This window comes from Pseudomonas sp. GW821-FHT01D09 (assembly GCF_059422465.1).
The window spans coordinates 1-14,049 of sequence record NZ_JBWKWY010000059.1 but is presented as its reverse complement, the minus strand read 5'-3'; the positions used below and the strand labels follow the sequence as shown (position 1 = coordinate 14,049).

Annotated in this window: 14 protein-coding genes and 3 pseudogenes; 9 read left to right on the top strand and 8 right to left on the bottom strand. The window is 58.2% G+C overall.

Going from position 1 to position 14,049, the window contains the following annotated elements; all coding sequences use genetic code 11:
* The first annotated feature begins 154 nt into the window (after positions 1 to 154).
* The 3 genes from AC07W7_RS26820 to AC07W7_RS26810 all read left to right on the top strand — a co-directional run bounded on the left by AC07W7_RS26820 (position 155) and on the right by AC07W7_RS26810 (position 2,113).
* A complete protein-coding gene (locus tag AC07W7_RS26820; RefSeq protein ID WP_495040434.1) occupies positions 155 to 787 on the top strand; it encodes a glutathione S-transferase family protein in 633 nt (210 codons plus the stop codon).
* Between the two features lie 196 nt (positions 788 to 983).
* The gene (locus AC07W7_RS26815; RefSeq protein ID WP_076962936.1) at positions 984 to 1,430 is read left to right on the top strand and encodes a hypothetical protein; all 447 of its coding nucleotides are present in this window, start codon (positions 984 to 986) and stop codon (positions 1,428 to 1,430) included.
* Between the two features lie 185 nt (positions 1,431 to 1,615).
* Complete coding sequence (locus AC07W7_RS26810; RefSeq protein ID WP_076962937.1) at positions 1,616 to 2,113, top strand: hypothetical protein; 498 nt, start codon at positions 1,616 to 1,618, stop codon at positions 2,111 to 2,113.
* A gap of 45 nt (positions 2,114 to 2,158) precedes the next feature.
* On the opposite strand, the pseudogene AC07W7_RS26805 reads toward AC07W7_RS26810, so the two are convergent.
* Both AC07W7_RS26805 and AC07W7_RS26800 read right to left on the bottom strand, forming a co-directional pair.
* Positions 2,159 to 2,587, bottom strand: a pseudogene (locus AC07W7_RS26805) (methyl-accepting chemotaxis protein); the annotation flags it as partial.
* 117 nt (positions 2,588 to 2,704) lie between these two features.
* Positions 2,705 to 3,478: pseudogene (locus AC07W7_RS26800) on the bottom strand (PAS domain-containing protein); the annotation flags it as partial.
* A 733-nt stretch (positions 3,479 to 4,211) separates the two neighbouring features.
* Here AC07W7_RS26800 and AC07W7_RS26795 point away from each other — a divergent pair.
* The gene (locus AC07W7_RS26795) at positions 4,212 to 4,628 is read left to right on the top strand and encodes a GNAT family N-acetyltransferase (protein WP_076962939.1); all 417 of its coding nucleotides are present in this window, start codon (positions 4,212 to 4,214) and stop codon (positions 4,626 to 4,628) included.
* Here the strand turns inward: AC07W7_RS26795 and def are convergent.
* The 3 genes from def to AC07W7_RS26780 form a co-directional block, all read right to left on the bottom strand.
* The gene (def, locus tag AC07W7_RS26790; RefSeq protein WP_076962940.1) at positions 4,625 to 5,164 is read right to left on the bottom strand and encodes a peptide deformylase; all 540 of its coding nucleotides are present in this window, start codon (positions 5,162 to 5,164) and stop codon (positions 4,625 to 4,627) included. The two genes, AC07W7_RS26795 and def, sit on opposite strands and share 4 nt — an antisense overlap.
* A gap of 3 nt (positions 5,165 to 5,167) precedes the next feature.
* Positions 5,168 to 6,121: a YihY/virulence factor BrkB family protein gene (locus AC07W7_RS26785; RefSeq protein WP_076962941.1), complete on the bottom strand. Its 954-nt coding sequence runs from the start codon at positions 6,119 to 6,121 to the stop codon at positions 5,168 to 5,170.
* Positions 6,122 to 6,294: 173 nt separating this feature from the next.
* Positions 6,295 to 6,486 (bottom strand): CsbD family protein, encoded by a 192-nt coding sequence (locus AC07W7_RS26780; RefSeq protein WP_197883549.1) that lies wholly within the window; start codon positions 6,484 to 6,486, stop codon positions 6,295 to 6,297.
* Between the two features lie 199 nt (positions 6,487 to 6,685).
* Between AC07W7_RS26780 and AC07W7_RS26775 the strand changes: the two genes are divergently transcribed.
* Positions 6,686 to 7,063 carry a hypothetical protein gene (locus AC07W7_RS26775; RefSeq protein ID WP_076962943.1) on the top strand — a complete coding sequence of 126 codons (378 nt, stop codon included), beginning with the start codon at positions 6,686 to 6,688 and terminating at the stop codon, positions 7,061 to 7,063.
* Positions 7,064 to 7,264: 201 nt separating this feature from the next.
* On the opposite strand, the gene fadD1 is transcribed toward AC07W7_RS26775, so the two are convergent.
* Both fadD1 and fadD2 read right to left on the bottom strand, forming a co-directional pair.
* Positions 7,265 to 8,956 carry a long-chain-fatty-acid--CoA ligase FadD1 gene (fadD1, locus tag AC07W7_RS26770; protein WP_099168789.1) on the bottom strand — a complete coding sequence of 564 codons (1,692 nt, stop codon included), beginning with the start codon at positions 8,954 to 8,956 and terminating at the stop codon, positions 7,265 to 7,267.
* A gap of 397 nt (positions 8,957 to 9,353) precedes the next feature.
* Entirely contained in the window at positions 9,354 to 11,042 is a 1,689-nt protein-coding gene (fadD2, locus tag AC07W7_RS26765) for a long-chain-fatty-acid--CoA ligase FadD2 (protein WP_495040433.1), read from the bottom strand.
* A gap of 209 nt (positions 11,043 to 11,251) precedes the next feature.
* On the opposite strand from fadD2, the gene AC07W7_RS26760 reads away from it, so the two are divergent.
* A complete protein-coding gene (locus AC07W7_RS26760) occupies positions 11,252 to 12,196 on the top strand; it encodes an alpha/beta hydrolase (RefSeq protein ID WP_197883545.1) in 945 nt (314 codons plus the stop codon).
* A 67-nt stretch (positions 12,197 to 12,263) separates the two neighbouring features.
* Entirely contained in the window at positions 12,264 to 12,734 is a 471-nt protein-coding gene (locus AC07W7_RS26755) for a MaoC family dehydratase (protein WP_029296435.1), read from the top strand.
* Between the two features lie 131 nt (positions 12,735 to 12,865).
* Here AC07W7_RS26755 and AC07W7_RS26750 read toward each other — a convergent pair whose 3' ends face one another.
* Positions 12,866 to 13,330: a ferritin-like domain-containing protein gene (locus AC07W7_RS26750; RefSeq protein WP_495040432.1), complete on the bottom strand. Its 465-nt coding sequence runs from the start codon at positions 13,328 to 13,330 to the stop codon at positions 12,866 to 12,868.
* 206 nt (positions 13,331 to 13,536) lie between these two features.
* Between AC07W7_RS26750 and AC07W7_RS26745 the strand changes: the two genes are divergently transcribed.
* Both AC07W7_RS26745 and AC07W7_RS26740 read left to right on the top strand, forming a co-directional pair.
* Positions 13,537 to 13,773 (top strand): DUF3820 family protein, encoded by a 237-nt coding sequence (locus AC07W7_RS26745; RefSeq protein ID WP_008056784.1) that lies wholly within the window; start codon positions 13,537 to 13,539, stop codon positions 13,771 to 13,773.
* A gap of 42 nt (positions 13,774 to 13,815) precedes the next feature.
* Positions 13,816 to 13,977, top strand: a pseudogene (locus AC07W7_RS26740) (aminotransferase class V-fold PLP-dependent enzyme); the annotation flags it as partial.
* Positions 13,978 to 14,049 lie beyond the last annotated feature (72 nt).

The following is a 14,049-nucleotide window of genomic DNA, read 5'->3' as shown; positions in this document are numbered from 1 at the left end:
CGATAACGGTGTGTCAGGCAATACATCCGGCACTGATACACCGTTATCGCGGGCAAGCCCGCTCCCACATTTTTGAGCGTGCCCACTTAACCCTATCGCTGTCCTCGCGCGCGCCTGCTAAATTGCCCAACTCACCTTTTGCCAGGGAAGCACCATGGGATACGCGCTGAAAATCTTGGGTCGCACATCGTCGATCAACGTACGAAAAGTCCTGTGGACCTGCCAGGAACTGTCTATCCCCTACGAGCGTGAAGATTGGGGCATCGGTTTCACGCCTACCCAGTCACCCGAATTCCTTGCCTTGAACCCCAACGCCCAGGTGCCGGTAATCGTCGATGACAACGGCGTGCTGTGGGAGTCCAACACCATCTGCCGCTACCTGGCAGGCCTGCACCAACGTCATGATTTGCTGCCCACCGCCCCCGCGCCACGCGCCAGGGTCGAGCAATGGATGGACTGGCAAGCCACCGAACTCAACCCCTCCTGGGGCTACGCCTTCCACGCCCTGGTGCGCCAGAACCCGGACTTCCAAGACCCACAGCGCATTGCTGCTGGCGTACGCGGATGGAACGACAAGATGGGGTTGCTGGAGCAACAATTGCGCAAAACCGGCGCCTATGTGGCCGGTGACGACTTTACCCTCGCCGATATCCTGGTAGGCCTGTCAGTGCACCGCTGGCGGATGACGCCCATGGCGCGCCCTTCCTACCCGGCTGTCGATGCGTACTACGCCCTGCTCAGCCAGCGCCCAGGTTTCCAGGCCTTTGCCCTCGACGGTCACAACTAAGGGCCCACCTAAAGCTCACCATCGGCGCATGTGTTAATCGGTAGCAGCTCAGCAGGCTGAACCACTCATCCGGCACCGTGAAAAACTGTCAACTTTCACAGTAGACCTGCCTTTTCAAGCGCATTTAACTAGATGCAATGCTTGCCCAATCTTACGGCAACCGCATCTCATAAATGCATGAAAACAGGAGAGTCCTATGTCTGTTAAATCATCTAAACCATCGTTGAAAACTTACTACGCCCAAGGTTCTGTCAAAGCCAAGGTATCACTTGATAGCAGGCCATTCGTTTCTGAAGGCGTGAGGATTTGGAGTGGAGGCTCCTACTACGTGGTCAGAGCAGATCTACAGTCACGCCTTCAGTTACTGCAGTTTAACCTGGACAATAACATCCAGGCCGGAACGCACAACCTGGGTTCGGGTCCAGATGAAACCACTGCGTACTTCTATCACTACAATGGAGAATTCGGCTGGAGTTACTTCGCCGAGACAGGGACGCTAGACATCACCGATGTCGATCTAGAACGACAATTGCTCAAGGCCACCTTTAACTTCGAGTCCCCAGGCATGGAGCCAGGTGACCCACCTGTAAAAGTCACAGAAGGAGAAATCGACCTCACGGGTGCACGCGGTAAAACACGGTAGAGAGAAATGCCCTACTGCTATCCGACACAACGCAGACCTTGCCGTCAGATAGCGGCAAGGTTTCACCGCTGACAGGACAATACTTGCCGACCTTTGCACGACATCGCCCGTAAATTCGGGGCTTGGCGCCTGGGCACGCTAATTGCTAAACCCTATGGACCGTTCAAAACCACAGGTGCCCGATCATGTTGGTCAATACCCAAGTCTCGTCCGTGATCCAACAGTCCAAACGCCCCGACCTGGACCCGGCCAACGCTGCCGCCAGCGCGCTGTACAGCGGCGTGATGCAAAACGTGCAGAACGCGGCCGCCGCGACCCAGGTGCAGGCCACGCAAAAGGCCACCGACACCACCGCCAGCAATGTGGACGCCGCGTTCGCCAAGACCCGCCTGCAACTGCAAGCGACACCGCCGACCAGCGCCACGCCCACCACCGCAACCAGCACCCAGGCCCGGGCAGAGTTCAGCGATTACATGAGCAAGACCCCAGCCGAACGCATTCGTGAGCAGATCCTGCTGGAAAGGGGCCTGACCGAAGACGATGTGAAAGCGATGCCTATCGAACAGCAGAACGCCATTGCCCTGGAAGTGACTGAGCGCCTGAAGATGCAGGCGGCGCAGCAGTTCGCCGAGAAGACTGCCGACCCGCAGATCAAGGCCGTCAAAGACGCCCTGGCCACATAACCCCACTGCTGTAGGAGCGAGCTTGCTCGCTCCTACACAGGGCCGTTATTGCAGTTGCAGGGTGGAATTGAACTGGCCGATGGCGTCCACCACATGCCGCGAGCCTTCCTGAATCTCCAGGATCACCTGCCCCGCCTCATTGGCCAACTCCACCCCCAGCCCGGTACGACTCAGGCTCGACTGCATGCTCGATACCGCGCTCAGGGACAAGTCGTGGTTCCTGCGCACCACATCGACAATCTCCAGCGTGGCCTGGCTGGTACGTGCCGCCAGGCTGCGCACCTCATCCGCCACCACCGCAAACCCGCGCCCGTGCTCACCGGCACGGGCGGCTTCAATGGCGGCGTTGAGCGCCAGCAGATTGGTTTGGTCGGCAATCGCGCGAATGGTCTGGACGATGGTGCCAATGATGTCCGACTGCTTGCTCACCGCATCAATGCTCAACGCGGCTTGATTCAGGTCGTGGGAAATTTCTTCGATGATCTGCACCGTCTGCTGCACCACTTCCGACCCCTTGCGGGCGCAGGCGTCGTTCTGCACCGAGGTGGCATGGGCCGAATCGGCGGCGGTACGCAACGTGGAGACCTGCTCGGTGATATCACTGGCAAACTTCACCACTTTGTACAGGCGACCGTTGGCATCGAAAATCGGATTGTAGGAGGCTTCCAGAAAAAGGGTCTGGCCCTGCTTATTGCGCCGCTCAAAACGATGGGAGTGAAACTCGCCCCGGTTGAGCGACGCCCAGAAGGCTTTATAAGCCGGCGACTCTACCTCCGCGTGGTGACAGAACATGCGGTGGTGCTGGCCGACGATTTCGCCGAGAGAATACTGCACCGTCTTCAGGAAGTTGTGGTTGGCATTGAGGATCTGCCCCAAGGGGGTGAACTCGATGACCGCCATGGAGCGGCTGATGGCGTCAATCAGGCTCTGGTTTTCGTGTTCGCGGTGAACCCGTACGGAAATATCCGACGCCACCTTGATCACGCTCTGCACCTGTTTGTCCGGGCCGTAGACCGGCATGTAACTGGCCTCCAGCCACACCTCCTGGCCACTTTGGGTCAACCGCATGAACGTGCCGCTGATAGGCTTGCCCTGAGCCAGGTCGCGCCATAACTGGGTGTAGGCATCGCTATGGGAATAGGCCTCCTCGCAGAAAATCCGATGGTGTTTGCCGCGCACTTCCTCGGCGCTGTATCCCATGGTCCTACAGAAGTTTTCGTTGGCGTCCAGGACCACGCCGTTGCGATCAAACTCGATCATCGCCATGGAATGGCTGATCGCCGCCAACTTGGCCTGGGCCTGGCTCAAAGCGCAGGAGAAACGTTCGATTTCTAACAGGTCGGATTTGTGGTGCAGACTAAACATGCTCGGATCACCTTCAGCGCTGTTTTTGAATGACGGTTAGTTCTTGGATTTGACCCAGTACAACTTTCCACAAAACAGGCAAACGCAATCGTCCAGAGACAGGACACGTGTCAGGCGATAGATAAATGATGATCAATCGGAGCGTCCATGGGCAACACTCGTTTCAAGGCATCCTTTTCTTGATGGCCCCGCAAGGGCCTGCTGTAACCGACACACGCAAATCCATTTAACCTGAGGCTCCTTTTTCCCGGCGCTTTGACAGAAACGCTCATCTATTCACAGTTTTTATAGTAGTCGTCATGCTCTATTTCAAAAGCCACCCAAAACGCTTCATATGGCGAGCGACATAAGTGGTTCTGAGTGAGCATAGCCGGGGCCTGGCGTGATGCAAGGCCATTAGCCATCATTGCTGAGAGGTCTGTTGGGGGGGCGTGCGGGGGAGATATCAGAATGTATCGATGCCGTTGCAGGAGCGAGCTTACCCGCTCCTGCGGCGAAGTACTCAGTGACCGAACAGGCCCGTCTCGGACTTCTTGGCTTTTTTGTCCGCGCGTTTTTCATCGGCGGTCTTTGCCGGTTTTTTCTTCGCGGCTTTCTTTGAATCCATACCTTTGGCCATGACACATGCTCCACTAACAGAGGAAGTAACAAGGGGTATAACACCTATTGCCCAACAGAAGGCGCTTTGCCCGACTTATAATCACCGCCCCGTGATCACGCCTGTCAAACCACCATGCCCGAGTTGCACATCGATCGACTGGCAGAGCCCCTGTGGCCGCTGCTAAACAAGTTCTACCGCAGCCACAATTCATCGATGAAAGCCCTCAAGGGCGGTCAATTGTGGGTGGCGCGCAACAGCCAGATCGTCGCCGGGCTGTGCCTGAGCCCCGTGGTCGGCGGCCAGTGGCTGACCGGGCTGTTTGTCGATCCGGCCTGGCGTGGGCAGGGGCTGGCGGCGCGGCTGATCGAGGACGCAATCGCGCCCGTCGAAGGAACGGTGTGGCTGTTATGCCACCCGGACCTGGAAGGGTTTTATCAAGCCCTGGGCTTCAGCCAGCAAACGGTGTTGCCGCAGTCGCTGGCCGAGCGCCTGGTGCGCTATAAACGCAACAAGCCGATGATTGCCATGGGTGTGTGCCGCCGGGGCTAGTCGTCGGCGCTGGGGTCCATGTCCGGGAACATCACCTCGATAAACCCGAACTTGCTGAAGTCGGTGATCCGCGAAGGGTACAACCGTCCGATCAGGTGGTCGCACTCATGCTGCACCACCCGGGCATGGAAGCCATCGGCAATCCGTACAATCGGCTCGCCCTTGGGGTCAAACCCCTCATAGCGGATCTGTTGGTAGCGATCCACCGCCCCCCGCAGCCCGGGTACCGACAGGCAGCCTTCAAAGCCCTCCTCCATCACTGGGCTGAGCGGGGTAATCAGCGGGTTGATCAGGATGGTCTGGGGCACCGCCGGGGCATCCGGGTAACGCTCGCTGCTCTCGAAACCGAAGATCACCAGCTGCAGGTCGACACCGATCTGCGGCGCGGCCAGGCCAACGCCGCCCACATGCTCCATGGTCTGGAACATATCGTCGATCAGTTGCCACAACTCGGGGCTGTCGAACATTTCCGGCGGGACCGGCGGTGCGATACGCAGTAGGCGCTCATCGCCCATTTTCAGGATTTCACGAATCATCGGTCAGGCTTCATCAGTGGTTGGCTTGGGCAGCGAATGGTCCCGGCCGAGGCCTGAGACGTGCTGTTTTTCATGGCTTGGGTGCTCGCCAAAATCCTTTTCACCCGGGTCCTTGCCTTCGGCGGACATATGCTCGATCACCGCGTTCATCTCCGCGCCCAGCAGCAATACGGCGGCGGAAATGTAGAAATACAGCAGCAGGACGATGATCGCCCCGATGCTGCCATACATGGCGTTGTAGTCGGCGAAAGTCTTGACGTAATAGCCAAAACCCAGTGACGCCACGATCCACACCACCACCGCCAGCACCGAGCCCGGCGTGATAAAGCGAAACTTCTGCTTCACGTCCGGCATCACGTAATACATCAAGGCCACGGCGAACATCAACAAAATCACGATCAATGGCCAGCGCAGGATGGTCCACAACGTGACCACGAACTCCTGCATGCCGATCTGCCCGGCCAGCCACTCCATCACTTGTGGCCCCAACACCATCAACGCCGCAGCGGCCAGTAACATGCCAGCAATGCCCACGGTGTAGAAAATCGACAACGGGAAACGTTTCCAGATCGGCCGGCCTTCGACCACATCGTAGGCGGCGTTCATCGCGCTCATCATCAGGCGCACACCGGCCGAAGCGGTCCACAGCGCGATGACGATACCCACCGACAACAGGCCGCCCTTGGATTGCTGCAGCTGGTCGATCACCGGGTTAACCTGCTCCAGGGCCTGGGGCGGCAATACCAGTTCCGATTGCAGGCGCAACCAACTGAAAAAGTCCGGCAAGTGCAGGAAACCGATCAGGGCAATCAGGAACAGCAGGAAGGGGAACAGCGAGAACAGCATCTGGTAAGCCAATGCCGAGGCGTAGGTAGACATCTCGTCATCGACAAACTCCTTGACTGTGCGTATCAGCACGCGGTGCAGCGGCAGGTCTTTTAATACCGGAAAAATCATAGCGTCTCCTTTCGCCGCAAAAGGTTGAGTTCGTGGGCGACTCAGGGGCCGTTTTCTACATCACGGTAGCCTATTCGGCGACCATGAAACAATTTCAAAACGTTAGTCAGCAACGCTGACATAAAAACGGCCATCCGTGGATGACCGTTGTCCTGCGTGTTGGGGCGGGTTAATCAGGCTTTGTCGACCGTCTTCTTGACCGCGTCCTTGACCTTGCCGACCGCTTGCTGGGCTTCGCCCTTCTTCTCTTGAATCTTGCCTTCGGCTTGCAGCTTGGGGTTGTCAGTGGCCTTGCCGACACCTTGCTTGATAGTGCCGATGGCTTCGTTCGCTAAACCTTTTACCTTATCCGCTGTGCTGCCCATGGTATTTCTCCGTAAGAACAATCAAGGGTTTGGGTCATTACCTAAGCGTTGACCCTGGGCCTTTGCGCAGAGTTTCAATTATTTGCGCAAGGCATTTCATCACCCCGTACAGGTTTGGCTTTATGTTTTGCCGCCAACCCCCGAGAATGCCCGGCAGATTCAGGCTCAATCGCTGAATAACAGATCCCGTAGGAAGGTTATGAAACTCAATAAAACACAGGCCATCGCCCGCAGAAACCTGGAACTGGGCGGTGCCGTGCTCGGTGTCAACAACTGCCACTTCACCGACCTGGACCGCAAGCGCAACATCTGGTGGTTCGACCTGCCGCTGGCCCGCATTGCCATCGGCCAATACGAGTGGATTCATTTGTTGATGCACAACGCCGAGACCGACCAGTTGCTGCACCTGAAAGTGCCGACGGCCTTCCTGCGTGAAACACTTGAAGGGTTGGTGGTGCGCAATGCGGGCAAACGCAAGCCGGAGATGACCCTGGAGCTGAGCGCAGATAAGGATTCGTTCCTGAAGGATGTACGCCCGACTGGGGCGGGTGTGAGCTTCGCGCAGTTCGCCCTGTAAGCACTCACCAAAGAATATGTAAATGCGCTTGTGTGGGGCTTGTGTGGGAGCGGGCTTGCTCGCGATAACGGAGTGTCAGCCAATAAATCTGGCACTGATACACCGCTATCGCGGGCAAGCCCGCTCCCACACCAGACCCACATTTGGATTGCATTCCAATCAGCGCCCAATAAAAAGCCCCGCATTCGCGGGGCTTTTTGTTTACTTCTTCAGGCCTAGCTTCTTCAGCTCTTCATCACGCAACTCGCGACGCAGGATCTTGCCCACGTTGGTGGTCGGCAGCGCTTCGCGGAACTCGACAGCCTTGGGCACTTTGTAGCCGGTGACGTTGGCGCGCATATGCTCCATCACCTGTTCCTTGGTCAGGGTCGCGCCCGGCTTGACCACGATGAACAGCTTGATGTGCTCGCCCGACTTCTCGTCCGGCACACCAATGGCCGCGCATTGCAGCACGCCTGGCAGGCTTGCCAGCACGTCTTCCAGCTCGTTGGGGTAGACGTTGAAACCGGAGACCAGAATCATGTCCTTTTTACGGTCGACGATGCGCATGTAGCCATCTGGCTGGATGATCGCGATATCACCGGTCTTCAACCAGCCTTCGCTGTCGAGCACTTCGGCGGTGGCGTCTTCACGCTGCCAGTAGCCTTTCATCACTTGCGGGCCCTTGACGCACAGCTCGCCGATTTCGCCCAGGGGCAATTCGACGCCCTCATCCGAGATGACTTTGCACAGGGTCGAAGGCACCGGGATGCCGATAGTGCCGATCTGGATGTTCTGGATCGGGTTGACCGTGGCTACCGGGCTGGTTTCAGTCATGCCGTAGCCTTCACAGATGTTGCAGCCGGTCACGGCTTTCCAACGCTCGGCCGCCGCCAGTTGCAATGCCATACCACCCGAGAGGGTAACCTTGAGCGCCGAGAAATCCAGCTTGCGGAAGCCCTCGTTGTTGCACAGGGCCACGAACAGGGTGTTCAGGCCGACAAAGCCGCTGAACTTCCACTTCGACAACTCCTTGACCATCGCCGGCAGGTCGCGCGGGTTGCTGATCAGGATGTTGTGGTTGCCGATCAGCATCATCGCCATGCAATGAAAGGTGAAGGCATAGATGTGGTACAGCGGCAGCGGTGTGATCAGGATCTCGCAGCCCTCATTGAGGTTGGAGCCCATCAGCGCCTTGCACTGCAGCATGTTGGCCACCAGGTTGCGGTGGGTCAGCATCGCGCCCTTGGCCACGCCGGTGGTGCCACCGGTGTATTGCAGCACGGCCACGTCTTCGCTGGCAGGGCTGGCGTCGGTGACGGGTTGGCCATGGCCCTTGGCCAGGACGTCGTTGAACTTGATCGCCTGGGGCAAGTGATAGGCCGGGACCATTTTTTTCACGTACTTGATGACGCTGTTGATCAGTAGCCGCTTGAGCGGCGGCAACAGGTCAGCGACCTCGGTGACGATCACGTGCTTGACGCCCGTCTTGGGCACGACTTTTTCTGCCAGGTGCGCCATGTTGGCCAGGCAGACCAGGGCCTTGGCCCCGGAGTCGTTGAACTGGTGTTCCATTTCCCGCGCGGTGTACAGCGGGTTGGTGTTGACCACGATCAGGCCGGCGCGGATAGCCCCGAACACGGCGACCGGGTATTGCAGAAGGTTGGGCAATTGCACGGCGATTCGATCACCGGGCTGCAAGTCGGTATGCTGTTGCAGGTAGGCAGCAAAGGCACCGGACAATTCGTACAACTCACCGTAGGTGATGGTCTTGCCCAGGTTGCTGAAAGCCGGTTTGTCGGCGAAGCGTTGGCAGGACTGTTTCAGTACCGCCTGAATATTTTGATACTCGTCTGGATTGATGTCTGCAGCAATCCCGGCGGGGTACTTATCCTTCCAAAAGTCTTCGATCATGGAAGCCCACTCCTCAGCGACGCGAATTCATTCACCGCATTTGATGCGATTATTATTTGTGTGTGTTTTTTTAGGTGATTCTGGCTGTTTCAAGCAGGCCGAGAGGTCACAAAGCGCGCCGAGAGTAGCAGCTTTGCAAAGGGCCGCCTAGAGCCAAAAGAGGGCCCTACAGTCATAAACATGACTCAAGAATATCCAATAGTCATTTTTAGAGCAAAGATTCTATAACACCTAAAACAGCTCTATTCCCAGGATGTACGCCGTCAAAATGTGGGAACGGGCTTGCTCGCGATAGCGGTGGGTCAGGCAATCCATCTGGCACTGACACACTGCTATCGCGAGCAAGCCCGCTCCCACACAAGCCAGCTCCCACATTTGAATCGTATTTCAATTCAGGTCAGGCGATGTCGCGCAGCTCGCGCCGCAGGATCTTGCCCACCGGCGTCATCGGCAGCGAATCGCGCAACACAATATGTTTGGGCACCTTGTAGCCGGTGAAGTTGGCCTTGCAGTAGCTCTTCAGCTCTTCAAGGCTGACGCCTTGGGCCCGTGCCACCACGAACAGTTTCACCGCCTCGCCGGTACGCTCGTCCGGCACGCCGATCACCGCGCAGTTGGCCACGTTGGGGTGGGCCATCACCACGTCTTCGATCTCGTTGGGGTACACGTTGAAGCCCGAGACGATGATCAGGTCCTTCTTGCGGTCGACAATGCGCACAAACCCATCCGGGTCGATCACCGCAATATCGCCGGTTTTGAGCCAGCCTTCGGCGTCCAGGGTCTCGGCAGTGGCTGCCGGTTGCTGCCAGTAGCCCTTCATGACCTGCGGGCCCTTGATGCACAACTCGCCCCGCTCGCCCAGCGGCAGCTCCTCGCCGGCGTCATCGATGACCTTCATCGCCGTACCCGGCACCGGAATGCCCACGGTGCCCAGGCGCGATTGATCACCGTAGGGGTTGGTGCTGGCCACCGGCGACGTCTCGGTCAGGCCGTAGCCTTCGCCGATGGAACAGCCGGTGACCTGCTTCCAGCGCTCGGCCGTGGCCTTGACCAGGGCGGTGCCGCCGGAGTTGGTGATCTTCAGGTGGGAGAAGTCCAGGGTCTTGAAGTCCGGGTGTTCCATCAGCGCGACAAACAGCGTGTTGAGCCCCAGCAGCCCGGTAAAGCGCCACTTCTTCAGTTCCTTGATAAAGCCGCCGATGTCCCGCGGATTGGTGATCAGCACGTTGTGGTTGCCGGTGACCATCATGCACATGCAGTTCGCGGTGAAGGCATAGATGTGGTACAGCGGCAGCGGCGCGATCATCACCTCCTGCCCTTCCTTGACCAGCGGATGCCCGTCTTCGCGCAGCTGGGACATGCACGCCCGCACCTGCTGCATGTTCGCCACCAGGTTGCCGTGGGTCAGCATCGCGCCCTTGGCCAGGCCGGTGGTGCCGCCGGTGTATTGCAGCACCGCGATATCATCGAGGGTCACCGGATGGCGGGTCACGGAAAGGCCCGCGCCCATGCGCAAGGCGCGCTTGAAAGACACCGCCCGGGGCAGGCTGTAGGCCGGGACCATCTTCTTCACCTTGTCGACCACGGTATTGATCAGCCAGCCTTTGGCGGCGGGCATGAAGTCGCCCATTTTGGCTTCGATCAGGTATTCGATCTCGGTGTCGGCCGCCACTTCCTGGACCCTGGAACCGAACAGGTTGAGGAAGACCAGGGCACGAATGCCGGCGTCCTTGAACTGATGGCGCATTTCCCGCGGGGTGTACAGCGGGTTGGTGTTGACCACGATCAGCCCGGCGCGCAAGGCGCCGAACACGGCAATCGGGTAATGCAGGACGTTGGGCATCTGTACCGCAATACGGTCGCCCGGCTTGAGATCGGTGTGGTGTTGCAGGTAGCCGGCGAACGCCGCGCTCTGGCGCTCCAGGTCGGCGTAGGTCAGGGTGATCCCCATGTTGCTGAATGCCGGACGGTCGGCAAAGGCCTTGCAGGAACGCTCGAAGACTTCGATTACTGACTTGTACGCCGACAGGTCCAGCTCGTTGGGAACGCCTGCTGCGCGTTTGTCATTCCAGAAATCAGGTTGCATTATTCTTGTCCTCTACCTGAGTGTGCCCGACCGCTTCCAACAGCAGATGGGAAGCGGAGCTTCGGGGACGTTAGCAGTTATAGCCAAACTGGCAAATACACAAAAACGTGTCATTGATTGTATGAATCTTGTCCCTGAGGCCCGGGGTGATCAAACGCCGGCCTACAGATGAGCTATACACTGCAACGACCCTGAGCAAAGGAAGCGCCATGAACCACACCACTTTCTGGCTGACTGCCAATGACCACAGCCGCCTGTACGTCAACCAGTGGCTACCGGACGGGCCGCCCACGGCGCTGGTGATGCTGGCCCATGGCATGGCCGAGCACAGCGGCCGCTATGTGCGCCTGGCGCAGGCCTTGTGTGACGCCGGCTACGGGGTCTATGCCCCAGACCTGCGCGGCCATGGCCGCACCGCCGATGAAGGCACCCTGGGCCTGTTTGCCGAGCACGATGGCTGGAACAAAGTGGTGGGTGACCTGGCCGCGCTCAACCAGCACATCGGCCAGCAGGCCCCTGGCGTGCCGATCATCCTGCTGGGCCATAGCATGGGCAGCTACATCGCCCAGGCCTATCTGTTGCATCACAGTGCCAGCCTGCACGGGGCGATTCTCAGTGGTTCAAACTTCCAGCCGGTGGCCCTGTACCGCGCCGCCCGCCTGATCGCCCGCGCCGAACGCCTGCGCCAGGGCCTGCGGGGGCGCAGCGCGCTGATCGAATTCCTCTCGTTTGGTTCGTTCAACAAGGCCTTCAAGCCCAACCGTACGGCGTTCGACTGGCTGAGCCGCGACCCTGGCGAAGTGGACAAGTACGTCAACGACCCGTCGTGCGGCTTTCGTTGCACCAACCAGCTGTGGATCGACTTGCTCGGTGGCTTGCAGCAAATCAGCAAAGCGTCCAATCTCAAACAGATTGATCCGGGCCTGCCGATTTTGGTGATGGGCGGCGAATGTGATCCGGTCAGCGAGGGCAAGCGTCTGACCCTTCTGGCCAATGCGCTGCGGGAGGCCGGCAGCCAGAACCTGCAATTGAATATTTACCCGCAGGCGCGCCACGAACTCTTCAATGAAACCAACCGCGACGCGGTCACCGCCGATGTACTGGCCTGGATGGCACAGGCCGTGAACCATCACCGGCCGGCGCGCTGCGAGTAAACGCTTAACCATTTCGTTTAAAATCAACGAATCATGTTTATCGATTAGCCACAGGATGCAGGATTAGATGACCCAGGTTACCAACACTCCGTACGAAGCCCTTGAAGTCGGCCAGAAAGCCACCTACAGCAAAACCGTGGAAGAGCGCGATATCCAGTTGTTCGCAGCCATGTCCGGCGACCATAACCCGGTGCACCTGGATGCCGAATTCGCCAAGGCCACCATGTTCAAGGAGCGTATCGCCCACGGCATGTTCAGCGGCGCCTTGATCAGCGCGGCAGTCGCCTGTGAGTTGCCTGGGCCGGGCACCATCTATATCGGCCAGCAGATGAGCTTCCAGAAGCCGGTGAAAATCGGTGACACCCTGACCGTACGTCTGGAAATTCTCGAGAAGCTGCCCAAGTTCCGCGTGCGGATTGCCACCCAGGTGTTCAACCAGCGTGATGAGTTGGTGGTGGATGGCGAAGCGGAGATCCTGGCGCCACGCAAGCAGCAGGTGGTGACTTTGACCCAGTTGCCGGCGATCAGCATCGGCTGATTAAACACCGCTATCTCAGGTCATGTGAAAAACAAAAAGTGGGAGCGGGCTTGCTCGCGATAGCGGTAGATCAGTCAATTAAGATCTCGACTGACACTCCGCTATCGCGGGCAAGCCCGCTCCCACATGTGTTACTGGGCGCGAGCCTGGTTACGCAGGGCTTTGACCTGGTCATGGTTGCGCTGCGCACCGTGGTACTGACGCTCAACCAGGTCACGAATACCCACCAGGTTGTGTTTGTTGATTTTCTCGAGGGCTTCCTTGTAAGCCTTCAGTGCGTGGTCTTCACCGCGCTCGGCTTCATTGAGGACGGCCTCTTCGTCCTTACCGGTGACCAGCGACTTCACATCGACCCAGCCACGGTGCAGTGCGCCGGCAACACTGCCGGAATCTTCCGGGTCACCACCCAAGGCACGCACGGCCGTCTGCAGTTCAGCAGCCGCAGACGCGCAGTCTGCCGAACGCTTGGTGAACAGCGCCTTGAGCTCTGGATGCTTGATGTCTTCTGCGCAGGTCTTGAAGCCTTCCTGGCCGTCTTTACTGGTTTCGATCAGGTTATTGAGTACGGAGATCGATTCTTTGTTGATATCAGTCATTGTTCAATTCCTTCGCGGGTTTAGAAACGTATTGGGGTAGTTGCAGCGCCCGTGCCAGGTCTTGAATCAAGTTTTAATACTTAAATTTCAATAACTTATAAAAATACAAAACATCTGTATCCGCTTTATTTGCATGATCTGTCATTTGGCCTTCATGCAGAATGCCTGTATTTTCCAAGGCATCCTCCTGATTGCCTGAAGCCCGTATGAACCCCGAAAAACTCGAACTGCTGATCACCCGCCAAATGCCGTTCGGCAAGTACAAGGGCCGGATCATTGCCGACCTGCCTGGCCCGTACCTGAACTGGTTTGCCCGCGAAGGCTTCCCCCACGGCGAGTTGGGTGGCCTGCTGGCCTTGATGCAGGAAATCGACCACAACGGCCTGTCCGAACTGCTCGAACCGCTGCGCGCCAAACACGGCAAGCCCGCCCCGCGCCACTAATCGAGCCCGACCATGCCCACTACCCGCGACGAAGCCTATTGGCAGGTGATGGCGGACCGACTGTTTGATGAATACAACCTGTTTACCACCCTGCGCAGTGGGGCGGCGTTTGGTACCTGCATACGGGTGACGCCGGGGTTGGTGACGTCGGCGGCGGACATCGGCGTGCTGGTCAACGCGATTACCAAACTGAACACGGATTAAAATGTGGGAGCTGGCTTGCCTGCGATAGCGGTGGGCCAGTCAAATATCGGTTAACTGACCCACCGCTATCGC

Bases quoted from the DNA above. Each gene is read 5' to 3' on its own strand.
- AC07W7_RS26750 (WP_495040432.1), bottom strand. From the start codon at position 13,330: ATGACTGATATCAACAAAGAATCGATCTCCGTACTCAATAACCTGATC.
- AC07W7_RS26775 (WP_076962943.1), top strand. From the start codon at position 6,686: ATGAAACTCAATAAAACACAGGCCATCGCCCGCAGAAACCTGGAACTG.
- fadD1 (WP_099168789.1), bottom strand. From the start codon at position 8,956: ATGATCGAAGACTTTTGGAAGGATAAGTACCCCGCCGGGATTGCTGCA.
- def (WP_076962940.1), bottom strand. From the start codon at position 5,164: ATGATTCGTGAAATCCTGAAAATGGGCGATGAGCGCCTACTGCGTATC.
- AC07W7_RS26780 (WP_197883549.1), bottom strand. From the start codon at position 6,486: ATGGGCAGCACAGCGGATAAGGTAAAAGGTTTAGCGAACGAAGCCATC.
- fadD2 (WP_495040433.1), bottom strand. From the start codon at position 11,042: ATGCAACCTGATTTCTGGAATGACAAACGCGCAGCAGGCGTTCCCAAC.
- AC07W7_RS26795 (WP_076962939.1), top strand. From the start codon at position 4,212: ATGCCCGAGTTGCACATCGATCGACTGGCAGAGCCCCTGTGGCCGCTG.
- AC07W7_RS26815 (WP_076962936.1), top strand. From the start codon at position 984: ATGTCTGTTAAATCATCTAAACCATCGTTGAAAACTTACTACGCCCAA.
- AC07W7_RS26755 (WP_029296435.1), top strand. From the start codon at position 12,264: ATGACCCAGGTTACCAACACTCCGTACGAAGCCCTTGAAGTCGGCCAG.
- AC07W7_RS26810 (WP_076962937.1), top strand. From the start codon at position 1,616: ATGTTGGTCAATACCCAAGTCTCGTCCGTGATCCAACAGTCCAAACGC.
- AC07W7_RS26785 (WP_076962941.1), bottom strand. From the start codon at position 6,121: ATGATTTTTCCGGTATTAAAAGACCTGCCGCTGCACCGCGTGCTGATA.
- AC07W7_RS26745 (WP_008056784.1), top strand. From the start codon at position 13,537: ATGAACCCCGAAAAACTCGAACTGCTGATCACCCGCCAAATGCCGTTC.
- AC07W7_RS26820 (WP_495040434.1), top strand. From the start codon at position 155: ATGGGATACGCGCTGAAAATCTTGGGTCGCACATCGTCGATCAACGTA.
- AC07W7_RS26760 (WP_197883545.1), top strand. From the start codon at position 11,252: ATGAACCACACCACTTTCTGGCTGACTGCCAATGACCACAGCCGCCTG.